19 protein-coding genes are annotated in these 22,355 nt (G+C 72.2%); 8 read left to right on the top strand and 11 right to left on the bottom strand.

Annotation, left to right across the window (positions count from 1 at the left end; translation table 11 throughout):
• Positions 1-70: 70 nt before the first annotated feature.
• The 4 genes from AB0M39_RS00865 (at position 71) to AB0M39_RS00850 (ending at position 4,845) form a co-directional block, all read left to right on the top strand.
• Entirely contained in the window at positions 71-709 is a 639-nt protein-coding gene (locus AB0M39_RS00865; protein WP_365358658.1) for a TetR/AcrR family transcriptional regulator, read from the top strand.
• A 128-nt stretch (positions 710-837) separates the two neighbouring features.
• A complete protein-coding gene (locus AB0M39_RS00860) occupies positions 838-1,686 on the top strand; it encodes a 3-hydroxyacyl-CoA dehydrogenase family protein (RefSeq protein WP_365358656.1) in 849 nt (282 codons plus the stop codon).
• A gap of 209 nt (positions 1,687-1,895) precedes the next feature.
• The gene (locus tag AB0M39_RS00855) at positions 1,896-2,219 is read left to right on the top strand and encodes an STAS domain-containing protein (protein WP_365358654.1); all 324 of its coding nucleotides are present in this window, start codon (positions 1,896-1,898) and stop codon (positions 2,217-2,219) included.
• A gap of 154 nt (positions 2,220-2,373) precedes the next feature.
• Positions 2,374-4,845, top strand: a complete 2,472-nt coding sequence (locus AB0M39_RS00850; protein ID WP_365358652.1) for an ATP-binding protein — start codon at positions 2,374-2,376, stop codon at positions 4,843-4,845.
• A 263-nt stretch (positions 4,846-5,108) separates the two neighbouring features.
• Here the strand turns inward: AB0M39_RS00850 and nucS are convergent, their stop codons facing one another.
• Positions 5,109-5,780: an endonuclease NucS gene (gene nucS / locus AB0M39_RS00845; protein ID WP_365358650.1), complete on the bottom strand. Its 672-nt coding sequence runs from the start codon at positions 5,778-5,780 to the stop codon at positions 5,109-5,111.
• A 244-nt stretch (positions 5,781-6,024) separates the two neighbouring features.
• On the opposite strand from nucS, the gene AB0M39_RS00840 reads away from it, so the two are divergent.
• On the top strand, positions 6,025-6,417 hold the full coding sequence (locus tag AB0M39_RS00840; protein WP_142213642.1) for an SCO5389 family protein: 393 nt from the start codon (positions 6,025-6,027) through the stop codon (positions 6,415-6,417).
• Between the two features lie 126 nt (positions 6,418-6,543).
• Here AB0M39_RS00840 and AB0M39_RS00835 read toward each other — a convergent pair whose 3' ends face one another.
• Positions 6,544-7,587, bottom strand: coding sequence for an LLM class flavin-dependent oxidoreductase (locus AB0M39_RS00835; protein WP_365358648.1), 1,044 nt, complete (start codon positions 7,585-7,587; stop codon positions 6,544-6,546).
• 213 nt (positions 7,588-7,800) lie between these two features.
• On the opposite strand from AB0M39_RS00835, the gene AB0M39_RS00830 reads away from it, so the two are divergent.
• On the top strand, positions 7,801-8,130 hold the full coding sequence (locus tag AB0M39_RS00830; RefSeq protein ID WP_365358646.1) for an ATP/GTP-binding protein: 330 nt from the start codon (positions 7,801-7,803) through the stop codon (positions 8,128-8,130).
• Between the two features lie 6 nt (positions 8,131-8,136).
• Here AB0M39_RS00830 and AB0M39_RS00825 read toward each other — a convergent pair whose 3' ends face one another.
• From AB0M39_RS00825 to mce, 8 genes are all read right to left on the bottom strand, one after another.
• On the bottom strand, positions 8,137-8,964 hold the full coding sequence (locus AB0M39_RS00825; RefSeq protein WP_365358644.1) for an ABC transporter permease: 828 nt from the start codon (positions 8,962-8,964) through the stop codon (positions 8,137-8,139).
• Complete coding sequence (locus tag AB0M39_RS00820) at positions 8,961-10,136, bottom strand: ABC transporter ATP-binding protein (protein WP_365358642.1); 1,176 nt, start codon at positions 10,134-10,136, stop codon at positions 8,961-8,963. The genes AB0M39_RS00825 and AB0M39_RS00820 overlap by 4 nt, the downstream gene beginning before the upstream one ends.
• A gap of 114 nt (positions 10,137-10,250) precedes the next feature.
• On the bottom strand, positions 10,251-11,129 hold the full coding sequence (locus AB0M39_RS00815) for a hypothetical protein (RefSeq protein ID WP_365358641.1): 879 nt from the start codon (positions 11,127-11,129) through the stop codon (positions 10,251-10,253).
• A gap of 28 nt (positions 11,130-11,157) precedes the next feature.
• On the bottom strand, positions 11,158-11,937 hold the full coding sequence (locus AB0M39_RS00810) for an ABC transporter permease (protein ID WP_365358639.1): 780 nt from the start codon (positions 11,935-11,937) through the stop codon (positions 11,158-11,160).
• Positions 11,938-11,940: 3 nt separating this feature from the next.
• Positions 11,941-12,924, bottom strand: a complete 984-nt coding sequence (locus tag AB0M39_RS00805; protein ID WP_365358637.1) for an ATP-binding cassette domain-containing protein — start codon at positions 12,922-12,924, stop codon at positions 11,941-11,943.
• A 189-nt stretch (positions 12,925-13,113) separates the two neighbouring features.
• Positions 13,114-14,052 carry a cellulose-binding protein gene (locus AB0M39_RS00800; protein ID WP_365358635.1) on the bottom strand — a complete coding sequence of 313 codons (939 nt, stop codon included), beginning with the start codon at positions 14,050-14,052 and terminating at the stop codon, positions 13,114-13,116.
• 125 nt (positions 14,053-14,177) lie between these two features.
• A complete protein-coding gene (gene scy / locus AB0M39_RS00795) occupies positions 14,178-18,134 on the bottom strand; it encodes a polarized growth protein Scy (protein ID WP_365358633.1) in 3,957 nt (1,318 codons plus the stop codon).
• A gap of 166 nt (positions 18,135-18,300) precedes the next feature.
• A complete protein-coding gene (gene mce, locus AB0M39_RS00790; RefSeq protein ID WP_328396307.1) occupies positions 18,301-18,729 on the bottom strand; it encodes a methylmalonyl-CoA epimerase in 429 nt (142 codons plus the stop codon).
• Positions 18,730-18,874: 145 nt separating this feature from the next.
• Between mce and AB0M39_RS00785 the strand changes: the two genes are divergently transcribed.
• Both AB0M39_RS00785 and meaB read left to right on the top strand, forming a co-directional pair.
• Positions 18,875-20,083: an acetyl-CoA C-acetyltransferase gene (locus tag AB0M39_RS00785; RefSeq protein WP_365358630.1), complete on the top strand. Its 1,209-nt coding sequence runs from the start codon at positions 18,875-18,877 to the stop codon at positions 20,081-20,083.
• Positions 20,084-20,096: 13 nt separating this feature from the next.
• A complete protein-coding gene (meaB, locus tag AB0M39_RS00780) occupies positions 20,097-21,053 on the top strand; it encodes a methylmalonyl Co-A mutase-associated GTPase MeaB (protein WP_365358628.1) in 957 nt (318 codons plus the stop codon).
• Between the two features lie 633 nt (positions 21,054-21,686).
• On the opposite strand, the gene AB0M39_RS00775 is transcribed toward meaB, so the two are convergent.
• Positions 21,687-22,238 carry a PepSY domain-containing protein gene (locus tag AB0M39_RS00775; protein ID WP_365358626.1) on the bottom strand — a complete coding sequence of 184 codons (552 nt, stop codon included), beginning with the start codon at positions 22,236-22,238 and terminating at the stop codon, positions 21,687-21,689.
• Positions 22,239-22,355: the final 117 nt, after the last annotated feature.

Below are 22,355 nucleotides of genomic sequence, written 5' to 3'. Positions count from 1 at the left end.
AAAACAGAGTCTCTTAAATTTTGCAACGACTCCAAGTTTTCATCGAGACCATGAAAGCTAGGATGAAGCCATGGCTGAGGGACTGAGAGAGCGGAAGAAGCGGCAGACCAGGCAGCACATCTCGGACACGGCCACGGGCCTGTTCCTGGAGCGCGGATTCGACGCGGTGACCATCGCGGAGATCGCCCAGGCCGCCGACGTCTCCGTCAACACCGTCTACAACTACTTCCCCGCCAAGGAGGACCTCTTCTTCGACCGCAGCTCCGGCATCGTCCACCGGCTCTCCCGCTTCGTGCGCGGACGCGCACCCGGGGAGTCGGCCGCCGAGGCCGTGCTGCGCGAACTGCGCGAGCAAGTCGAGGCGGTATCGCCCTCGGTGGGTCTGATGTCGGGTTACGACCGCTTCCTGACGGTCGTCCATGGCGCGCACACCCTGCGCTCCCGCCTCTGGCACATCCAGCACGAGGCCCTGGAGAACCTCGAGGAGACGCTCCGCCAGGAGACCGGCGCGGGGCCCGACGACACCCTCCCCGTCCTCGTCGCCGGGCAGCTCTCCTGGGTCCAGGACACGGTCATGGCCTGGATCGGACGCCAGATGGTGGCTGGTCGCAGCCCTTCGGAGGTCTCCCGCGAGACCCTGGTCCTCCTCGACGACATGGAGGAGCTGCTGGGGGAGAAGGTGCTCAAGTACGCGGTCCGCGACGCTTGATGGGCCGTACCAGTGTGATGTCCGTCATCTGAGACGTGACGCGCATCTCTTCGCCGCCACAGCGCGCCTCACTGCCGCTAACCTCCGCCAGAGAGCGAATATGTAAACGCGTGTTAAGGGGTGCCGCAGTGGCCAGGAAGCTCGCCGTCATCGGAGCCGGACTCATGGGGTCCGGCATCGCGCAGGTCTCGGCCCAGGCGGGCTGGGACGTCGTCCTGCGCGACGTCACCGACGAGGCCCTGACGCGCGGCAAGGACGGCATCAAGGCGTCCTTTGACAAGTTCGTCTCCAAGGGCAGGCTCGAAGCCTCCGACGCCGAAGCGGCGTTGGCGCGCATCACGACCACCACCGACCTGGACGCCGTCGCGGACGCGGACATCGTCGTCGAGGCGGTCTTCGAGAAGCTCGAGGTCAAGCACGAGATCTTCCGCGCGCTCGACAAGCTCGTACGGGACGACGCCGTCCTCGCCTCCAACACCTCCGCCATCCCGATCACCAAGATCGCGGCTGTGACGGAGCGTCCGGAGCGGGTTGTCGGCGCGCACTTCTTCTCGCCGGTCCCGATGATGCAGCTGTGCGAGCTGGTGCGCGGCTACAAGACCAGCGACGAAACGCTCGCCAGGACCCGGGAGTTCGCCGAGTCCGTCGGCAAGACCTGCATCGTCGTCAACCGCGACGTCGCCGGCTTCGTCACCACCCGGCTGATCTCGGCGCTCGTCGTCGAGGCCGCCAAACTGTACGAATCGGGCGTCGCCTCCGCCGAGGACATCGACGTCGCCTGCAAGCTCGGCTTCGGCCACGCCATGGGCCCGCTCGCGACCGCGGACCTGACCGGCGTGGACATCCTGCTGCACGCCACCGGCAACATCTACACCGAGTGCCAGGACGAGAAGTTCGCGCCGCCGGAGCTGATGCGCCGGATGGTGGACGCCGGTGACATCGGCCGCAAGAGCGGGCAAGGCTTCTACACGTACTGACCGGCGACCTGACCGGCAACGACCGATATGACCTCACTCGCAGGAGTGAATTCGGTATCGGTTCGCTTACAAACAGCAACTGTGCCGCCCACGAGGCAGTCAGTTGTTGCAAGACAGAAGTCGGACAGCCGACAGCCGGACGGACAGAACCAGACGCACAGGCACAGGCACTGACACATACGGCATCAAAGCACTCTTGGGGAGCGCATATGCACATCAGGGGCGACCACGCCGAGCTGGTCGTCGGGGGCCGCCTCGACGTCCGCAGCGCGGCGGACGCCCGTACGGTCCTGCACACCGCCGTCGACGACGGAGTCGGCGACCTGGTGCTCGACCTCACTCACCTCGACTCCTGGGACGCCACCGGGCTCGGGGTCATCATGGGCGCGCACCGCAGAGCCGGCCGGTGCGGCCGGCGGCTGGTGCTGCGCGGTGTGCCGCCGCAGATGCAGCGACTGCTGGTGGCGACCAGGCTCCACCGCATCCTCGCCATCGAAGGCGGTATCGCGGCCGAATCGCTCCCCCGGGTGTGAACCGTACGACGCTCACAATCCTCACCGGACTGTGACGTCACGGGCGGGGCGGCGCCCCGCCCGTTCCGAGATACTGAGCGAAGGTCTAGGGTTCGGTCGCCTGCCGAATTGAAAGACCCAGCGGCACGTGCCGCGCATCTGGGGGGCTTTGACCATGGACAACGACAGCTTCGGCGACGCCGCGGGACAGGCGCGGCCGCCGCGTGACGCCGTCACGCCGGACTTCGGACAGTCCGCGCCCGCGCTCGCCCGCACCGTGCAGCTCGTGTCGGGCGACTTCCTGCTGACCGTCAACCCCGTCGACGGCAGCGAGATCGAGCCCTGCCCGCCGGGCGACCAGCCCGCGCGGCCGGCCAGGCACAGCGCCGCCGAACGCGTCGAGCGCGCCCGGGCCGCCCAGCCGCCCGTCCCGGCGGGCCCCGCCTCGCCGCGGCCCGCGCTGCTGGAGCGCGACGAGGAGCGCGAGCGCCTGGTGCGGCTGTTGGGCCGCGGCCGCTCGGTGCGCCTGACCGGACCCGCCGGCTCCGGGCGCAGCGCCCTGCTCGACGTGGTCGCCGAGGAGTGCGCGGAGCTCGCGCCCGACGGCGTCGTACGGCTCAGCGGCGGCGGCCGCACGCCCACCGAGCTGCTCTACGAGCTCTTCGCGGCCGTCCACAGCGCCCCGAACCACCGGCCCGACCGGCTCGCCCTGCTGGGCTTCGTCCGCGACATCGGCGCCATCGTCCTCCTCGACGACCTGGAGTTCGGCGGCGCCGCCCTGAGCGAGCTGCTGGACGCCGCGCCCGAGTGCGCGTTCCTGGTCGCCGCCACCCCCGACGTCGCCGCGCCCGCGGCCGAGTCCCACCTCGAAGAGGTCCTCCTCGCGGGGCTGGGCCGCGGCGCCTCCCTGGAGCTGCTCCAGCGCACCGTCGACCGCCCGCTGAGCGAGGACGAGACGAACTGGGCGGGCGACCTCTGGTTCGAGTCCGAGGGACTGCCGCTGCGCTTCGTCCAGGCGGGCGCGCTGCTGCGGCAGTGCGACGCGCTGCGCGAGGACCCCGAGGCGTTCGCCGCGTACGCCCCCTTCGACGCGGCCGAGGGCGGCGAAGTGCCGCTCCCGACGCTGGGGGAGGGGGCCGCGCCCGCCGCGCTCCTCGCCTCCCGGCTGAGCGAGTCCGCGCGCGACACCCTGCGCTTCGCCGTGGCCCTCGGCGGCGAGGTCCCGCACCAGGCGCACCTGCCGGCGCTCGTCGGCGACACCCACGCGGACGCCGCGCTCGGCGAGCTGATGGGCTGCGGACTGCTCTCCCCGGTCGGCGGACGCTACCGGCTGGCGGCCGGAGTGATCGCGCAGCTGACGGAGAAGGGCTACGCCCAGGACGCGACCGCGCACGCCCACACCGCCGCCCAGCACTACGCCTGGTGGGCCTCCCACCCCTCGGTCACCCCCGAGCGCGCGGTCGCCGAGTCGGACGCGATCCTCGCGGCGCTCAGCGCGCTCGTCCCCGGCCGTGAGGCCGGGCACCACAGCGCGGCCGTGCTGCTGGCCCGCAGCGCCGCGCCCGCCCTCGCGGCGGGCCTGCACTGGGGCGCCTGGGAGCGAGTCCTGCGGGCCGGCTCGGAGGCCGCCCGAATAGCGGGAGAGGTCGCCGAGGAGGCGTACTTCCACCACGAGCTGGGCGTCCTCGCGCTCTGCAACGGCAACCTCGACCGGGCGCGCGCCGAGCTGGAAGCCTCCATCGGCATGCGCGGCGCGCTCGCCGACAAGAGCGGCACCGTCGCCGGACGCCGGGCGCTCGCGCTCGTCGCGGACCGCGCCGGCGGCCCGCTGCTCGGCGGACGCACCCCGGCGGGCGAGGAAGTGCCCGCCGCGCGGTACGAGGAGTCGGCCTCGCCGGGCCGGGGCAACGCGGCGGCCGTGCCGCTGGCCGGCCTCGGCCAGTCCGTGCTGCCCTCCAGGCACGCGGAGGAGGCCCCGACGGTCATCAGCCGCCAGGAGCCCTCGACGGACTCCTCGAAGCCCTCGGGGCGCCGCGCCCTGCTCGGCGGGGCCCGCCGCAACCTGGTCGCCGCCGGCGCCGGAGCGCTGCTCGCCGCCGTGCTCGGCACGGTGGTCACGCTGGGCGCGACCTCGGACCAGGAGAACCCGCCGGGCGGCAAGGTCAGAAACGGCCAGTCGGCCAACGAGGACGGCTCCCAGGACGGCCTGAACGCCGACGAGCCGGCCGCCGACTCCAGCGACACCCCCGACCGCGGCCCGGGCGCCGAGCCCAAGGACCCGAAGGACCCGGGCTCGCCGACGCCGGGCGCGAGCACGTCCCCGGGCGCTGCCTCGACGCCGGGCGCCACGACCTCGCCGAGCGCGTCGACGCCGGGCGGGAAGCCGACGAAGACGAAGCCTCCGACGACGACCAAGCCCCCGACGACGAAGCCGCCGACGACGAGCAGGCCGCCGACCACGCCGCCCACGACCCCGCCGACCACGCCGCCGACGACGACGCCCAGTCCGTCGACGACTCCGAGCTCGCCGGGGAGCGAGACCTCCGCCAGCGGCCCCGCCAGCTCGTCCAGCGCCCCCATGTCGAGCAGCAGCGCGCCGGGGACCAGCCCCTCGGACCCCGGCGGGCCCTCCTCGCCGGTCATCTGACGCGTACGACGCAGTACGGCCCCGGGCGGCGAGCTTCCGCAAGGGCGCCGATCTGTCCGCTCCATACGTGCGAACACCTCGACGCCGTCGCCGCCGGACTCAACGGCCGCCTACGCGAAACGCTCGGCTGGGAGACCCCAGCCGAGCGCCTGCACAAACTGCTCGCGGTCTGATCAAACCGACCATGTGGTGCGAGGACCCCTGGAGACAGCGGTGCCGCCCGGGGCCGTGCGCATACTCGCGACCGGACTTCAGCAGAGACCTCAGAACAGCCTGAGCTTGTCGTCCTCGATGCCTCGCAGCGCGTCGTAGTCCAGCACCACGCAGCCGATCCCGCGGTCCGTCGCCAGCACCCGCGCCTGCGGCTTGATCTCCTGCGCCGCGAAGAGGCCCTTCACCGGCGCGAGATGCGGGTCCCGGTTGAGCAGCTCCAGATAGCGCGTCAGCTGCTCCACGCCGTCGATCTCGCCGCGCCGCTTGATCTCCACGGCCACGGTCACGCCGTCGGAGTCCCGGCACAGGATGTCCACCGGGCCGATGGCCGTGGGGTATTCGCGGCGGATCAGGCTGTAGCCCTCGCCCAGCGTCTCGATGCGGTCGGCCAGCAGTTCCTGGAGGTGGGCCTCCACGCCGTCCTTGATCAGGCCGGGGTCCACGCCGAGCTCGTGCGAGGAGTCATGGAGGATCTCCTCCATCGTGATGATCAGTTTCTCGCCCGCTTTGTTCACGACGGTCCACACGGCCGCGCCGTCCTCGCCGCCCTCCTTCAAAGTGCAGGGAGGCGACATCCAGTTCAGCGGTTTGTACGCCCTGTCATCCGCGTGGATGGAGACGCTGCCGTCTGCCTTGACCAGGATCAGGCGGGGCGCTGAGGGCAGATGGGCGGTGAGCCGGCCGGCGTAGTCCACGGAGCAGCGGGCGATGACGAGACGCATGGTCGGCAACGCTACTCGACTCCAGCAGTTGCGCGCGATTCGCCCCGGAAGCCCCCTTCGTTATTTGGCCGGTTGTGCTCCCAATCTCCTGGTGCCCTCCGGCCTGCGCACTTACCGTGGAAGCGGGAGGTCGTCGCGCGTGCACTCTGCGTCGTCGTACGCCGTTGGTATGGCGTCGTACGTCGCCGTCCTCCCTCCCTGCCCGTAAGACCCCGTTTTCTTCGGGGTCGCGAGAGGAGAACCCATGTCGCTCGACGTCTCACCGGCGCTGTTGGAACAGGCCGAGCGAGGCGAGGTCGACGAAGCTGCCTTCGTCGACTGCGTCCGGACCTCCCTGCCCTTCGCATGGGAGATGATCAGTTCTCTGGTGGCACAGCTGAAGGTGGACGGCGGGGACTTCGCCGACAACCAGACGCCCCCGCCGGACGAGCAGGCACGTGGTCAGCTGCTGCGCGCGCTCGCGAGTGACGCCATTCGAGGCGCACTGCAGCGGCACTTCGGTGTGCGTCTGGCATTCCAGAACTGCCACCGCGTCGCGGTGTTCCCGCTGGACTCCTCGGTCGACGAGCGGCTCGCCCGCTTCACCTCCGTACGCGCCCAGCTGCTCAACCAGTCGCCCGAACTGCGCGACTGCTGAAGTCTTCTGCTGCCGCTCCGCATCGCGGGAGGTGCGACTGGTGTCGGAGCGGCAGCGCACTCGGACGGCTGAGCCACCGTGAACTCCATGTGCGCCCCCCGCGCGATTCCGTACGCCCCGTGGGACTCAGCCGAGCAGCGGCAGCACCTCGGCGCCGAGGCGCCGGACGTTCTCCTCGGTGGCGGCCAGATCGCCCGAGCCCTCGGCCAGGAGCGCGAAGCGCGTGATGCCGGTCCGCTCGGCGGTCGCCGCGATCCGGTCCGCGGCGAGCTGGGGCGGGCCCACCGGATGCAGCCCGCACAGCAGTTCCGCGTACGCCACGGGGTCGCGCATGGCGCGGTGCCGGCCGTCGACCGTCACATGGGCGTCCAGGCCCAGCTTGAGCCAGCCGGGCATCGCCTTCACCAGGGTCTCGGCGGCCTCGGCCCGCCGGTCGCCGATCTGGGCCACGCCGGCCGACACATGGCCGGCGGCCCTGACCTCGTCCGGGTCGTGTCCGGCCGCCAGCGCGTGCGTACGCCACAGGGCGACCATCTCCGCCTTCTCGCCGTCCCCGCAGTGCATGCCGAGGAGCATCGGCAGCCCGTGCTCCGCGGCGAGCTTCACGCTCTGGGGAGACGTGCAGGCGACGACGACCTCGGGACCGCCCGCAGGGGCGTCCCCCGGGCCCTCCAGCAGCTCGTCGGGCCGCGGCACGACGGGGACTTCACGGAAGGTGAATCGTTCCCCCTGGGCGGCCACACGGGGCTCGCGCAGCCAGCGCAGCAACAGCTCCAGGGACTCCGGGAAGCCCGACTCGTACGCCTGAAGGCCGCCGCCGAAGACCTCCAGGTCCACCCAGGGTCCGCCGCGGCCCACGCCCAGGGAGAACCTGCCTCCCGAGACGAGGTGCAGCAGCGCGGCCTGCTCGCCCAGCGCGACCGGATGCGCGTTGGGCAGGACGCTCACGGCGGTGCCGACGCGGATCCTGCGGGTGCGGCCGAGCAGCAGGGCGGCGAGCGTCACCGCGGACGGGCACACGCCGTACGGCACGAAGTGGTGCTCGGCCAGCCAGACCGAGTCCAGTCCGGACTCCTCCGCCACCTCGGCGGACCGCACCGCGCGGTGCAGTGCCTCCCCCTGCCCCTGGCCCGGGAATTGGGCGGCCAGTACAAAAGTTCCCACGCGCATCGCCTGATGCCTCCTTGCGGCCGACGCGTCACTCCCCCCACTGGCAACAACGTCTGACACGTGCCAAAGGCACGGCCATCCGTGAAGTTGTTGCGATTTTCCGGTAACTGGCCCCTGTGGGTGCCACCGTCTCACGCCGTGCAGGGCGTGTACCCAGGACTTCGGACCGTAGGCTGGAGTGGAACTGTCCGGACTTGCCCCGTGAGGTGTCACGTGTCCCCGCGTCGCAACCGCCCCAGAGGCGGCGACAGAACGACCGGTCAAGCAGCCGACTCCGGCGACCGGTACGGCGGTTTCGGCCGGAGCGAGTCCTGGCAGGACGAGGAGTGGTCGGTCCGGCACGTCGCCGGCGCAAGTGCCGCGGGCAAGACGTACCGCTGCCCCGGCTGCGACCAGGAGATCCCCTCCGGGATGCCGCACGTCGTGGCGTGGCCCCAGCACGGCGGCGTCGAGGACCGGCGGCACTGGCACAAGGCGTGCTGGAACGCGAAGGACCGCCGCACCTCGAGGGTGCAGCGGTCCCGGAACGCGCCGAGGTACTGAGGCTCGCTACACGTCGCGCCTGGCCAGCACGGCGTACGCGCCCGCCAGCGCGGCGCCCGTCACGCCGAGGGCGATCCACAGCGGGTCCCAGCCGGCCGGGCCGGACTCGGTCACCGCGGTGTCGTACAGCACGCCGATCTGGTTGGGGATCGAGTACTCGAAGAGCGCCTGCTGAAGGTCGCGCAGCGACTCCGAGAACATGAACATGGCCAGCACCAGCGGGAGCAGCACCAGGCCGATCATGATCGTGATCGAGCCCGCGGAGTGGCGGATCAGCGTGCCCACGGCGAGCGCGAGCAGGCCGAGGGTCGCGACGTAGAGCGAGACGCCGACCGTCGCGCGGAACCAGTCCTCGCCGGTGGACTCGCCCTGGTCCACGATCGCGGTCTGCAGCACGCCCACCAGCGCGGTGACCACCGTGCTGAGGACGAAGACGAGCAGGAAGAAGACGATCGCCTTGGCGGTCAGCACACGGGCGCGGCTGGGGCACGCGGTCAGCGTGGTCCTGATCATGCCGGTGCCGTACTCGGAGCCGATGGTGAGCACGCCCAGCGTGATCACGCAGATGGAGCCGAGCAGCACGCCGAAGAAGCCGAGGGAGAGCACCGACTGGCCCTGGAGATCGGCGTCCGCCGCGGAGACGGCGACCGCGGAGAGCACTCCGATGCCGATCATCAGCACGATCATGACGCCGAGCGTCCACATCGTGGAGCGCACGGAACGGATCTTGGTCCACTCGGAGGCGAGGGCGTCGCCGAGGTGGGCGCCGCGCACCGGGATCGGCGAGGCGTAGGTCGGGGCGGGTGCGCCCTGCTGCTGGTAGGGGGTGGTCATCGGGCGTCCTCGGGCTTGGTCAGGTCGGCGGGGGCGGCGGCCGGCGGCGCGGCGTGCGGCGGCGCGGCGGGCGGGGCGGCCGGAGCGGCGTACGGGCCGACCGGGGCGCCGGGAGCGCCCGCGTACGGGTTGGGGCCCTGGCCGGGCTGGGGCGGCGGCGGGGCGTACCAGCCCTGCTGCGGCACCTCGGGGATCTGCTGCTGCGGCGGCATGTAGCCCATCGGCGGCTGCTGCATCAGCCCCGACTTCTGGTCCGCGGTCGAGCGGTAGTCCACGGCGCCCTGCGTCATCCGCATGTACGCCTCCTCCAGCGAGGCCTGGTGCGGCGAGAGCTCCCACAGCCGTACGTCCGCGCCGTGCGCCAGATCGCTGATCCTCGGCAGCGGCAGCCCGGTCACCCGCAGCGCGCCGTCCGGCTCGGACATGACCTGCCCGCCGGCCTCGGTGAGCGCGGAGGAGAGCTTCTCGCGCTGCTGCGGCTCGGTCTCCGGCGTGCGGACCCGGGCGAAGTCCGCCGAGTTCGCGGAGATGAAGTCCTTGACGCTCATGTCCGCGAGCAGCTGCCCGCGGCCGATCACGATCAGCTGGTCGGCGGTCAGCGCCATCTCGCTCATCAGGTGCGAGGAGACGAAGACCGTGCGGCCCTCGGCGGCGAGCCGCTTCATCAGATTGCGGACCCAGAGGATGCCCTCGGGGTCGAGGCCGTTGACGGGCTCGTCGAAGAGCAGCACCTGAGGGTCGCCGAGCAGCGCCGCGGCGATGCCGAGCCGCTGGCCCATGCCGAGCGAGAAGCCGTTGGAGCGCTTCTTGGCGACCTCCTGCAGCCCGACGACGCCCAGGACCTCGTCGACCCTGCGGGCCGGGATGCCGGAGAGCTGCGCCAGCGAGAGCAGGTGGTTGCGCGCGCTGCGGCCGCCGTGCACGGCCTTCGCGTCGAGCAGGGCGCCCACCTGGCGCGGCGCGTTCGGCAGCTGCCTGAACGGCTGGCCGCCCACCGTCACATGGCCCTCGGTGGGCTGGTCGAGGCCGAGGATCATCCGCATCGTCGTCGACTTGCCCGCGCCGTTGGGGCCGAGGAATCCGGTGACGGCGCCGGGCCGCACCTGGAAGGAAAGGTTGTACACGGCTGTCTTGGCGCCATAGCGCTTCGTCAGGCCGACTGCCTCGATCATTCTCCAGCCCCATCGACTTTCGGGTCGTCGGGGCACAGGCCGCTGTCTGGCCGTACGCCCCCGTAAGAGTTAGGAGGATATCCATGCCTTGACGGTTCCGCCCAAGCCGTAACGCTATGGCCTCGATCCGAGGGACCCTCCGAGCGGCGGCAGATCGTCGTAGAGCGGCTGTTCGACCGCTGCATCGAGGTACGGAAGGAAGCCCGGCTGCTCCAGCGCCCAGCCCTCCTCGGCGAAGACCCGGCCGCCCGCCTCGCGCACCTCGCGCTCCGCGCGGGCCCTGTCCACCCAGCTCGCCGGATCGGGCCCCAGCAGCTCGCGCAGCCGGGGCGAGGCCGCCAGCAGGGAGGCGAGCAGCTCCGACTGGTCGCCCCGGCTCCGGCGGGGCCCGCCGTCGGGGCCGGCGAGGACGCCGTGGGAGCTGACGTAGAGGTAGGCGCCGCCGAGCCGCTCCCCGGACGGCATGGTCATCTCGAACGCGTCGCCGGGCAGCAGCACCCGCCGGTAGTGGAACTCCGTGTCGTCCACCGCCCTGACCTGGGCGGCGTCGAACCAGCTGACCACCAGGACCTCGCTGGCCGCCCGCTCCAGATACGGAGCGCTCGCCACATAGCCGGCCGCGCCGATGTGCCCGGAGCACCCGACCCCCACGCCCCGCACCCGTACCGGCACCATCGGGACGGCCGCCGGGACGCCGAGCCGGGCGAGCTTGTGGCCGAGCTGGCCCGGCGAGGCGTTGGAGCCCACCGCGACGACCGGGAACCGGCGGCCGGTCAGGGTCTGGCCCAGGCCCGCCAGCGCCTCGTCCAGGCTCTGGCGCGGCGACTCGCCCGTCAGCCGCCAGTCGCCGAGCCGCAGCGGCCGGACCTCCAGCGGCAGCAGCCGGTCGCCGGCGAGCAGACAGGGCTCGGTGGCCGGGAGGCCCGGATAGGTCAGCGGCTGCATGGCCGGCACGCCGTCCAGCCCCAGCGCCTTGAGACTTCGGTCCTTCATGTCAGACGTCCCTCGGGTCGGCGGCGCCCTACGCGTCCCGCCTCTTGAGCACCAGATACCCGCCGATCAGCGCCGCCACCACCCACAGAAGCATGATCCCGAGCCCGCCCCAGGGCCCGTACGGCGCCTCGTCGCTGCCCATCGCGTCCGGGACCACCTGCATGATCTTGGAACCGGCCTGGTCGGGGAAGTACTGGGCGGCCGTCTTCGCCTTCGGCACCGACGCCAGGATCTGCGAGACCAGGAAGAAGAACGGCATCAGGATGCCGAGCGAGAGCATCGAGCTGCGCAGCATCGTCGCCACGCCCATCGAGAACAGCGCGATCAGCCCCATGTAGAGCCCGCCGCCGACGACGGCGCGCAGGACGTTGTCCGCGCCCAGCGTCGTCCGGTGCTCGCCCAGCAGCGCCTGCCCGAGGAAGAAGGACAGGAAGCTGGTCGCCATCCCCACGACCAGCGCCAGCACCGTCGCCACCGCCATCTTGCTGAAGATGAACGTGGCGCGCTGCGGCACCGCGGCCAGCGAGGTGCGGATCATGCCGGAGCTGTACTCCGTGCCCACCACCAGCACGCCGAAGACCACCATGGCCAGCTGACCGAGGATCATCCCGGAGAAGCTCAGAAGCGTGGGGTCGAAGGTGAGCTGCTCCACCCGCGACAGATCGTCGAACGTCGCCTTCATGAGCGCGCACAGCGCCGCGCTCATCGCCACGGTCACGACGAACGCGCTCACCAGCGTCCACGTCGTCGACGAGACCGTACGGATCTTGGTCCACTCGGACTGGAGGACCGCGGACGTCGAGGCCATCGGTCAGCCCCCCTTCCTGGCGCGGTAGCTCTCGCCCCACTGGGGCCCGGGGGCCTGGACCGGCGGCGGCGCGGACTCGTGCGTCGAATGCGCGTGGTACTCCACCGCACCCGCCGTCATCTGCATGAACGCCTCCTCCAGCGAGGCGCGCTGGGAGCTGAGCTCATGCAGGACCAGCTGATGCTCCGCGGCCAGCTCGCCGAGCTGCTCGGCGGTCGCCCCGTCGATCTCCAGCATTCCGTTGCCGGACTCGACGGGGATGAATCCTGCGCTGTGCAGCACGTCTTTCAGCTGTTCCTGCTGCGGAGAGCGCATCCGCACGTAACTCCTCGAGTTCTCCTGGATGAAATCAGCCATAGAGGTATCGGCCAACAATCGCCCCTGGCCAATGACGATCAAGTGATCCGCGGTGAGCGCCATTTCGCTCATCAGATGCGAGGAGACGAAGATCGTGCGACCTTCTGATGCAAGAGTCTTCATAAGGTTGCGGATCCAGTGAATTCCCTCGGGGTCCAGACCATTGACGGGCTCGTCGAAGAGCAGCACCCGAGGGTCGCCGAGCAGCGCGGACGCGATTCCCAGCCGCTGGCCCATGCCGAGGGAGAACCCCTTCGACTTCTTCCTCGCCACCGCCGTCAGACCCACCACGTCGAGGACTTCCGCGACGCGCGCGGAGGGGATGCGATTGGACTGGGCGAGGCAGAGCAGATTGTTGTACGCGCTCCGGCCGCCGTGCATGGCCTTCGCGTCCAGCAGCGCGCCGATGTACTTGAGGGGCTCTTCGAGCTCGCGGTAGTGCCGGCCGTCGATCCTGACGGCGCCGCTGCTCGGGTTGTCCAGACCGAGCATCATCCGCATCGTCGTCGACTTGCCCGCGCCGTTCGGGCCGAGGAAACCCGTCACCACGCCCGGCCGGACCGTGAAAGAGAGCTGGTCGACGGCGGTCAGGGCGCCGAAGCGCTTGGTGAGACCCTCGAGCTCGATCATGCGGCAACGCTAAGTGCGGCCGTAGGGCCTCGCCACCGGAGCCTCACGGCGCCGAGGAGGCGAGCGCGCGCCCCTGCGCGGGCCCGGCCGCGGACGCACGAGTGCCCGGCGCCCCTGGGGGCGCCGGGCACTCGAAGACCTACCGCGGATCTCGCGGACGGACCGCGCGGACCGAGCGGGACGCGGCGACTAGCGGGACTGCTGAGCCGGGACGCCGCGGGAGATCGGCTCGTCGTCCGCCGGCGTGCCCGCCGCGGCGACCGCCGCGCCGGTCAGGGTGGCCAGCATCTCGCGGACGTTGGTCAGCTGAGCGTTGATCGAGTCGCGGCGGTTGGTGAGCGCCGCCAGCTCGCGCTCCGATTCGCTGCGGATCCGGTCGGCCTTGGCGTTCGCGTCGGCCACGATGTCCTCGGCCTGGCGCTGCGCGGTCTCCACCGTCTGACGGGCCCGGCGCTCCGCGTCCGTGCGCAGCTTCTCGGCCTCCAGGCGCAGCTGCTCGGCGCGGTGCTCGATCTCCGCCAGGCGCTTCTCCGCCTTCGCCTGACGCGAGGCCAGGTCGCGCTCGGACTGCTCGCGGCGCTTGGCGAGGTTCGTCTCGAAGTCCGCGGCGGCCTGGGCGGCCTTGGCGCGGGTCTCCTCGAAGAGCGCGTCCGCCTCCTCGCGCTTGGACTGCGCGTCCTTCTGGGCCTCGGAGCGCAGCGTAGAGGCGTCGCTCTTCGCCTTCTCGACGATGCGGACGCCTTCCTCCTCCGCCTTCGCCTTGCGCTCGGCGGAGAACGACTCGGCGTCGTTGCGCACCTGCTGGGCGGCGGACTCGGCGAGCTCGCGGTGCTGCTCGGCCGCGCGACGGGCCTCCTCGCGCAGGTCCTTCGCCTCCTCCTCGGCGAGCCGGAGGATCTTCTCGACGCGCGCACCGAGTCCGGCGTACGACGGCTCCGCGTCGCTGACCTGGGCCTGGGCGTTCTGCGTCTCGAGGTGGAGTTCCTCGATGCGCTTTTCCAGAGAGGTGATTCGGGCCAGAGCACTGTCACGGTCGGCGACGAGCTTGGTAATGCGGTCGTCCACCTGACCGCGGTCGTAACCACGCCGCACGAGCTCGAAGCCGAAGGGGGAGGATGTGTCGCTCATGGGGTTCCTGTCGAATGAGACCGGTGAGGTGATAGATGGAATCCTAGGGGCCCAAGCGGCGTGTCATCGAGCGGATGCCCGTTTGATCTGGAGAATGTCCAGCCTTTTGAGTGGCTGATGCTCGATTAGCCCTCTGTCGACTTGCCACTCGAACGGGTAATCCCGGCGGCCGCGCCTGCTTTCACGCCCCCGTCCTTGCCGCCCCCGCCCGGCGCCTCGAACGACTCCAACGCCTCGAGCACGTCCTGGACACGGGAGATCTCGGCCTGGATGTCCTCGCGGCGGCGGACCAGCACATCGAGCTCCCGCTTCCCCTCGTCCACCATGCGCTCGGCGTCCGCGTCGGCCTCCGCCTTGACCCGCTCGGCCTCCCGGACCAGCTCGGCCTTCTTCTGCCCGGCCTCCTTCAGGAGCGCCTCCGCCTTCTTCACAGCGGCGATCCTGACCTTGCCGGCCTCCGAATTCGCGTCGGACATGAGCGCCTTGGCCTTCGACTCCGCCTCGGCCTTCTGCTCGGTCGCCGCCTTCACCAGCTGGTCCACCCGCTCGCCCGCCGACTTCATCTGCTCGGCGGTCTCCCGGCGGGCGCGCTCGTGCAGCTCCTCGATCTCGGCCTCGACCCGGGCCCGCAGCTCCTCGCCGCGCTCCCTTATGGCGGCGGCGTCCCGGCGCGCGCCGACCAGCAGCTCGTCCGCGTCCGTACGGGCCTTCTCCACCCGCGAGTTGCCCTCCACGGTCGCCTCGGAGACCAGCCGGTCGGCCTCCTTGCGCGCCGCGCCCACCATCGTGTCGGCCTGCTCCTCGGCCTCGGTGGCGGCGCGCAGCGCCTCCTCCTGAGCCTTGTTGATCAGCTGGTCGGCCTGCTCGGCGGCGTCCGCACGGCGCTTGGACGCGGCCTCGCGCGCCTCGTCGATCGCCCGGTCGGCCTCTTCCCTGGCCTCCGCGCGCATCCGCTCGGCAGCCGCCTCGGCGTCCGCCTTGACCTTGCGCGCCTCGGACTTGATGCGCTCGGCGGCCTGCTGCGCCGAGCCCACCGTGTCGGCGGCCTCGGCACGCAGCCGCTCCGCCTCGGCGCTCGCCTCGGAGATCAGCTCGTCCGCCTGGCCCGCCGCGTCGGCACGCCGCTTGTCGGCGGCCTTGCGCGCCTCGTCCAGGACCTGCTCGCCGTCCGCCCTGGCGGCGGCCCGCAGCTCCTCGGCCTGTACCTCCCCGTCCGCCTTGACCTGTTCGGCCTCGCTGCGCAGCCGGACGGAGTCCTGCTCCGCCATGGCCAGCAGCTCGGTGGCCTCCGTCGTGATCCGCTCGCTCTCGCTCGACGCCTCGCCGATGAGCAGATCCGCCTGGGAGGCGGCGTCGGAACGCATCCGGTTGGCGTCCTCGCGGGCCTCCGCACGGGCGCGCGAGGCGTCCTGCTCGGCCGCGGCGAGGGAGTCGGCGGCCTCCGTGCGCATCCGCTGCGCGTACTCCGCGGTCTCGGCCCGCAGCCGCTCCGACTCGGCGATCGCCTCGGAGACGGTCCGCTCGGCGAGCGCGTTCGCCGCCTCGGTCTCCTCCTGGGCCCTGGCGCGCAGCCGGCCCGCGTCCTCGGCGGCCCGCTCCCGCTCGGCGTACGCGTCCGCGCGGACCCGGTCGGCCTCTTCCTGCGCCTCGGTCCTGGTGCGGTCCGCGGAGTGCTCGGCGGCCGAGCGCAGCCCGGCGATCTCCTGCTCGGCCTGGTCCTGCAGACCCGACACCGAGTCCCGTACCTGCTGGGCGGTCTGCTCGGCGGCGGCGACCATCTCGGTGGCGCGGCGGTCCGCCTCCTCCACCAGGCGCTGCGCCTCGGCCTGCGCCTCGCCGACCCGCTTGCGGGCGGAGGCGAGGAGCTCCTCGCTCTGCTCGCGGGCGTGCTCGCGCTCCTGGTCCGCCTCCGTGCGCGCGGAGGCGAGGATCTCCTCGGCCTCCCGGCGACGGCGGCTCGCCTCCTCCTGGGCGGCGGTCAGCGCCTCGGCGGCCTCGGCCCCGACCCGCTCGGCGGCCGCCATGGCCTCCGTCCGGACCCGGTCGGCGGTCTCCTGCGCCTCGCTCTTGAGCCGCTCGGCCTCGGCGGCGGCGTCGCCGCGCAGCCGCACCGCGACGTTCTCCGCCTCCGCGCGGGCGCTCGATGCGTCCGACGCGGCCTCGGTGCGCAGCCGCTCCGCCTCCTGCTCGGCCTGCGCCTGGAGCGTGCGCATCCGCTCGGCGGCCTCGGCGCGCAGCCGCTCGGCCTCCTCGGCGGCCTCGCGGCGGATCCGCTCGCCCTCGCCGCGGGACTCCATCAGGTTCTGCTCGGCGGAGGCGAGGCGCGCCTCGGCCTCGGTGTGCAGGCGGGTCAGCTCGTCGGCCGCCTCGGCCTGGCGGGCCGCGACGCCCCGCTCGGTCTCGGCGCGCAGCTCGGCCGCGGCCTGCTCGGCGGCGGCCTGGACGCCCTCCGCCAGCTCCTCGGCCTCCGCGCGCAGCCGCTCGGCCTCCGTGCGGGTGCGCTCCAGGGTCTCCTCGGCCTGCTTGCGCAGCGTGGTGGCCCGCTCGATCGCCTCCGTGCGGACGCGCTCGCTCTCGGCGCTGGCGCCGGCGCGCAGCTCGTCGGAGTCCGTGCGGGCCTTGGTCAGCAGCTCCTCGGCGGTGCGAGCCGCCTCCTCGATCTGCTGGACGGCCTCGCGCCGGGCTTCGGCGCGGATCCGCTCGCCCTCGGCGACGGCCTCGGCGCGCAGCTGCTCGGCCTCGCCGCGCAGCCGGCGCGCCTCCTCCTGGAGCTCGACGGTCTTGGCGCGGTACTCCTTGGTGTCGTCCTTGGCCGCGCCCTTGAGCTGATCGGCCTGCTCGGCCGCCTCGCCGCGCAGCCGGTCCGCCTCGGCCTCGGCCTCGCGGCGGATCCGCTCGGCCTCCTCGCCGGCCTTGCGGGTGGTGGCCTGGGCGTCGTCGGACGCCTTGGTCAGGACTTCCTCGGCGGTGCGGGCCGCCTTGGCGAGCTGGGCGGCGGAGTCCTCCGCCGCGACCGTGCGCGCCTTCTCGCCGGCCTCGGCGACCAGCTTCTCCGCCTCGGCGCGGGCGTCGGCGAGGGCCTGCTCGGCCTCCGCCTTCAGCGCCTCGGACTCCTTGGTGGCCTCGCCGACCAGCCGGGCGATCTCCGCCTTGGCGGTACGGGTGCGCTGCTCGTTGACCGACTCGGCGGAGGCCAGCTGCTTGGCGGCCGAGTCCTTCGCCTCGGCGAGGACCTTCTCGGACTCCGAGCGGGCCTCGCGGAGCTTCTCCTCCGCCGCCTGGATCCGCTGCTCGGCGGCGCGGCTCAGCTCGGTCGCCTGCTGGCGGGCCTGGTCGGACTCGGCGGTGGTGGAGGTGCGCAGCTGCTCGGCGTGCGCGGTGGCCTCCTGCGCCTGGTTGGAGGCGGCGTTCAGCAGGCGCTCGGCGTCCTTGCGGGCGCGCAGCAGGATCGCCTCGGCCTCGCCGCGGGCGGACTCCGTCTCGGAGCCGAGCCGCGCCCGGGCCTCCTCGGCGACCCGGGTGGCCTCGGCGCGGGCCGCGGCGAGCGACTGCTCGGCCTCGGCGCGGGACTCGTCCAGCAGGCGGCGGGCCTGCGCCTCGGTGCGGGCGCGCAGCTGCTCGGCCCAGGCGACGTTCTCGTTGACGTGTGCCTCGACGGTCTGGCGGCGCTCGGAGAGCTCCTGGTCCAGACGCTGGCGGCGCTGGACCGCCTCGGAGTGCAGCTCGGCCTGGAGCCGCGCCTGGTGCTCCGCGTGCTCCTGGAGGATGCGCTGCGTCTGGGCCCGGACCTCGCGCATCTCGCGCTCGGCGTCCGAGCGGAGCTGGTCCGCCTGGATCTGGGCGTTACGGAGCAGCTGCTCGGCCTGGTAGCCGATGTCGGCGCTGTCGTAGGCAGGACGGGAGGCGAGGTTTCGCCGCGCCTCATGGAGCTTGGCGCGCAATACCTCGACCTGATAGCCGAGATCCTCGGCATGCTGGACGGCCTTCTCCCGGTCGGTCTTCAGCCGGTCCATCTCGGCTTCGAACCGCGAGAGGTGGTCGTCGTCAGCTCGGTGGCTCTCCTGGCGTTCGTAGCCCCGCACTGCGCGGTCCCATCCGTCCCCTGGTCGCAACTGTCTCCAAACGAGCACCGTTCAACGGCGAACGGCCCCCCGGGGAATGGTGACAGATCAACGGCGAGGACGCGTCGCGGCCCCGACCCGGCCCCGGCCCGGAACCGCCCACTCTACCGGGCCGGGAATCCGGTGGTCAGTGCTCCGTTGCAGAGGTGACGAGTTCGGTGAGAACGCCGTGGCAGTCCTTGGGGTGCAGGAAGGTGATCCGCGAGCCCATGGAGCCGATACGCGGTTCGTCGTACAGCACGCGTACGCCCTTGTCGCGGATGGACTGCGCATCCCCGTCCACGTCCGCGGTCCCGAAGGCGATGTGGTGCACTCCCTCGCCGTTCTTGGCCAGCCACTTGCCCACGGCGGAGTCCTCCCGCGTGGGCTCCAGGAGCTGGAGGTAGGAGGCGCCGCCGTCGGACGTCTCATTGATCTTGAGCATGGCCTCGCGCACGCCCTGCTCTTCGTTTACCTCGGAGTGGAAGACTTCGAAGCCGTACGTGGCCCGGTAGAACTCCACGGTCTTGTCGAGGTCGAAACAGGCGATCCCGATGTGGTCGATTCGCGTCAGCATTCCCTCAGTGGAGCGCCAACCGAGGCGGTTACGCAACGTGCGCGCGATCACACCGGCTGGCCGGTGACCGGGAGCAGTACCGCTCAGTACATTTGAGTAAACCCTCGTTCACTCCTCAGCTGCGGCTGAAAGGGGATCCTGCCTTATGTCTCGAACGACCGGTAACACCTCAGTGATCGTCGCGGGCGCTCGGACGCCTATGGGCCGTCTGCTCGGCTCGCTCAAGTCCTTCTCCGGCGCGGAGCTCGGCGCCTTCGCCATCAAGGCCGCACTGGACCGGGCCGGCATCGGCGGGGACCAGGTGCAGTACGTGATCATGGGCCAGGTCCTGCAGGCCGGGGCGGGGCAGATCCCGGCGCGCCAGGCCGCGGTCAAGGCCGGCATCCCCATGAGCGTCCCGGCGCTGACGATCAACAAGGTCTGTCTCTCCGGCCTCGACGCCATCGCGCTGGCCGACCAGCTGATCCGCGCCGGCGAGTTCGACGTCGTCGTCGCCGGCGGCCAGGAGTCCATGACGAACGCGCCGCACCTGCTGCCGAAGTCCCGCGAGGGCTACAAGTACGGCGCGATCGAGATGCTCGACTCGATGGCGTACGACGGTCTGACCGACTCCTTCGAGGGCATCGCCATGGGCGAGTCCACCGAGAAGCACAACACCCGCCTCGGCATCGGCCGCGCGGAGCAGGACGAGATCGCCGCCCTGTCCCACCAGCGGGCCGCGGCCGCGCAGAAGAACGGCCTCTTCGAGGCGGAGATCACGCCCGTCGAGATCCCGCAGCGCAAGGGCGAGCCGGTGATCTTCGCCAAGGACGAGGGCATCCGCGCCGAGACGACCGCCGAGTCGCTCGGCAAGCTGCGCCCCGCGTTCGCCAAGGACGGCACGATCACGGCGGGCACCTCCTCGCAGATCTCCGACGGCGCGGCGGCCGTCGTGGTGATGAGCAAGGCCAAGGCCGAGGAGCTGGGCCTGGACTGGATCGCCGAGATCGGAGCGCACGGAAACGTGGCCGGCCCCGACAACTCGCTCCAGTCGCAGCCGTCCAACGCGATCCACCAGGCGCTGCGGAAGGACGGCCTCGCCGTCTCCGACCTCGACCTCGTCGAGATCAACGAGGCGTTTGCGGCGGTCGCCGTGCAGTCAATGAAGGACCTTGGGGTATCCCCGGAAAAGGTGAACGTCAACGGTGGCGCGATCGCCCTGGGACACCCCATCGGAATGTCCGGCGCGCGGGTGGTCCTCCACCTGGCCCTGGAGCTCAAGCGCCGCGGCGGCGGCGTGGGCGCGGCGGCCCTGTGCGGCGGCGGCGGTCAGGGCGACGCGCTGATCGTGCGCGTTCCGGGCAACGGCAAGTAGAAGGAGCACGCACATGGTGGACGTCCCCCAGCTCGTCGCCCACGCGAGGGAGGGCCGGCCGCGGGCCGTGGCCCGGCTGATCTCCCTGGTGGAGGGGGCGTCCCCGCAGCTCCGGGAGGTCATGGCGGCGCTCGCGCCGCTGACCGGCGGGGCGTACGTCGTGGGGCTGACCGGCTCGCCGGGCGTCGGCAAGTCCACCTCCACGTCGGCACTGGTGTCGGCGTACCGCAAGACGGGGAAGCGGGTCGGCGTCCTGGCCGTCGACCCGTCCTCGCCCTTCTCGGGCGGGGCGCTGCTCGGCGACCGGGTCCGGATGTCGGAGCACGCGTCCGACCCCGGCGTCTACATCCGCTCCATGGCCACGCGCGGCCACCTGGGCGGTCTGGCGTGGGCGGCGCCGCAGGCGATCCGCGTCCTGGACGCGGCGGGGTGCGATGTGATCCTCGTCGAGACGGTGGGCGTCGGGCAGTCGGAGGTGGAGATCGCCTCCCAGGCGGACACCTCGGTGGTGCTGCTCGCGCCCGGCATGGGCGACGGCATCCAGGCGGCGAAGGCGGGCATCCTCGAGATCGGCGATGTGTACGTCGTCAACAAGGCGGACCGGGACGGCGCGGACGCGACGGCCCGGGAGCTCAACCACATGCTGGGACTCGGCGAGTCCCGCGGCCCGGGCGACTGGCGGCCGCCGATCGTGAAGACGGTGGCGGCGCGGGGCGAGGGCATCGACGAGGTGGTCGAGGCGCTCGAGAAGCATCGGGCGTGGATGGAGGAGCACGGCGTCCTGACGGAGCGGCGGGCACGCCGGGCCGCGGGCGAGGTGGAGACGATCGCGGTCACGGCACTGCGCGAACGCATCGGCGACCTCCACGGCGACCGCCGCCTGGGCGCGCTGGCGGAGCGGATCGTGTCGGGCGAGCTGGACCCGTACCGGGCGGCGGACGAGCTGGTGGCGGGGATCGTCGAGGGGTAGGGGGGTGGGGGCGTGTCGGCGTGCGGGCCGACGGTTGCTCTTCCCCCACCCCGCCCCTTCCCGAAACCGCCGCGCGGAGGCCCCGGCCCCCGCGGCCTGAGGCCGATGCCGTGCGGGAACCGCCCCGAGCCCTGTGGGGGCTCGGGGCGGTTCTGTGTCGGGGGGCTCTGCCCCAGACCCGTGCGGGCTCGCCCGATGCCCTTGCGTCCGCCGGAGCGGCGGGATCCCGGCGGAGGGCCCGGCGGCTCTGGCGGGGCCTCCGCTCCAGACCCTGCGGGGCTCGCCGAGCGACCCCAACCGGGGTGCCACCGGGTGCCCGCGCGTCTGCTGCGGGCTCCGCTTCCGGCCCCGTGGGCCTCAGGGCGGCCTGGGGGGTCCTTGCCGGGGCTCTGCTCGGCCCCCGGGGCGGGCCCGAGGCCGGAGGCCGTGCGGGCTTCGCCCGCTGCCTCTGCGTGCTGCCGGGTTCCGCCCGGGCCCGTTGGGCCTGAGCGCGCCCCGGGCCCCCGCCCGGGGCGGTGGGGTGGGGCCGTTTCGGGGGCTCTGCCCCCACCCGGGGCCGCAGGGTGCTGCCGGGGGCTCCGCCCTCACCGCCCCCTGAGGGCCGTCTCCCGCCCCGGACACCGTGGACGCGTGTCAGTCGTCCGAGGCGTCGTCGGTGTCGGTGTCGGTGTCAGGGGACGTCGTCGTCTTGCCCGTCTGGGCGTTCACTCGGACCTCGTCCTCCGCGCCCGACTTCGTGTGGATCTCCACCTCCCAGTGGGCGTCGTCGAATTCGATCGAGGTCGCCGTTCCCGGGTGGGTGCGCAGGGCCTTCTCGATCGCCTGGGTGGCGTCGATCTTGGCCGCGCGCAGGGCCGCGTGGTCCCGGCGGTCGTCGGCGTCGTCGTCGGCGTCCGTGCCCGTGTCGCGGGCCGTGCCCGTCTTCGGGTCGACCTTCAGGTCGTGCTCGCGGTCGTCGTCCTCGCCGAGGACCTTGACCTCCCACCGGCTCGGCGCGTCGTCGTCGTCGACCTCGACGGAGTCCACCGTGCCCGGGGTCTGCTTCAGCGCCGCGGCCGCCGCCTCGGACGCCGTCTGGCGGGGCGGCTGGGGGCTGTCGTCCGCCGTGACCGCCGCCGCCGTGTACGTACCGCCTCCGACGAGAACGGCCGCCGCCAGCGTGGCGATGACGAGGTTGCGCTTCATGAGGGGTTCCTCCCGTGTCGATCAGTCGGTCAGTCCGTCGCTCGTGTCGTTCGGAGCGACGTGGACCAATCTGGCCGGGGCATGCTGAAGCCAGCCTGAAGCCGCCTGAAGGGTTCT

It is taken from the genome of Streptomyces sp. NPDC051907 (assembly GCF_040681075.1).
In the GTDB taxonomy this organism is placed as follows: Bacteria; Actinomycetota; Actinomycetes; order Streptomycetales; family Streptomycetaceae; genus Streptomyces.
Note: the sequence above shows the minus strand (reverse complement) of the source record. Positions and strands in the feature narration are given on the sequence as shown.

What these genes read in the sequence shown, in the direction of transcription:
- AB0M39_RS00865 (WP_365358658.1), top strand. Translation starts at nt 71, where the DNA reads ATGGCTGAGGGACTGAGAGAGCGGAAGAAGCGGCAGACCAGGCAGCAC.
- AB0M39_RS00855 (WP_365358654.1), top strand. Translation starts at nt 1,896, where the DNA reads ATGCACATCAGGGGCGACCACGCCGAGCTGGTCGTCGGGGGCCGCCTC.
- AB0M39_RS00850 (WP_365358652.1), top strand. Translation starts at nt 2,374, where the DNA reads ATGGACAACGACAGCTTCGGCGACGCCGCGGGACAGGCGCGGCCGCCG.
- nucS (WP_365358650.1), bottom strand. Translation starts at nt 5,780, where the DNA reads ATGCGTCTCGTCATCGCCCGCTGCTCCGTGGACTACGCCGGCCGGCTC.
- AB0M39_RS00840 (WP_142213642.1), top strand. Translation starts at nt 6,025, where the DNA reads ATGTCGCTCGACGTCTCACCGGCGCTGTTGGAACAGGCCGAGCGAGGC.
- AB0M39_RS00835 (WP_365358648.1), bottom strand. Translation starts at nt 7,587, where the DNA reads ATGCGCGTGGGAACTTTTGTACTGGCCGCCCAATTCCCGGGCCAGGGG.
- AB0M39_RS00825 (WP_365358644.1), bottom strand. Translation starts at nt 8,964, where the DNA reads ATGACCACCCCCTACCAGCAGCAGGGCGCACCCGCCCCGACCTACGCC.
- AB0M39_RS00820 (WP_365358642.1), bottom strand. Translation starts at nt 10,136, where the DNA reads ATGATCGAGGCAGTCGGCCTGACGAAGCGCTATGGCGCCAAGACAGCC.
- AB0M39_RS00815 (WP_365358641.1), bottom strand. Translation starts at nt 11,129, where the DNA reads ATGAAGGACCGAAGTCTCAAGGCGCTGGGGCTGGACGGCGTGCCGGCC.
- AB0M39_RS00810 (WP_365358639.1), bottom strand. Translation starts at nt 11,937, where the DNA reads ATGGCCTCGACGTCCGCGGTCCTCCAGTCCGAGTGGACCAAGATCCGT.
- AB0M39_RS00805 (WP_365358637.1), bottom strand. Translation starts at nt 12,924, where the DNA reads ATGATCGAGCTCGAGGGTCTCACCAAGCGCTTCGGCGCCCTGACCGCC.
- AB0M39_RS00800 (WP_365358635.1), bottom strand. Translation starts at nt 14,052, where the DNA reads ATGAGCGACACATCCTCCCCCTTCGGCTTCGAGCTCGTGCGGCGTGGT.
- mce (WP_328396307.1), bottom strand. Translation starts at nt 18,729, where the DNA reads ATGCTGACGCGAATCGACCACATCGGGATCGCCTGTTTCGACCTCGAC.
- AB0M39_RS00785 (WP_365358630.1), top strand. Translation starts at nt 18,875, where the DNA reads ATGTCTCGAACGACCGGTAACACCTCAGTGATCGTCGCGGGCGCTCGG.
- meaB (WP_365358628.1), top strand. Translation starts at nt 20,097, where the DNA reads ATGGTGGACGTCCCCCAGCTCGTCGCCCACGCGAGGGAGGGCCGGCCG.
- AB0M39_RS00775 (WP_365358626.1), bottom strand. Translation starts at nt 22,238, where the DNA reads ATGAAGCGCAACCTCGTCATCGCCACGCTGGCGGCGGCCGTTCTCGTC.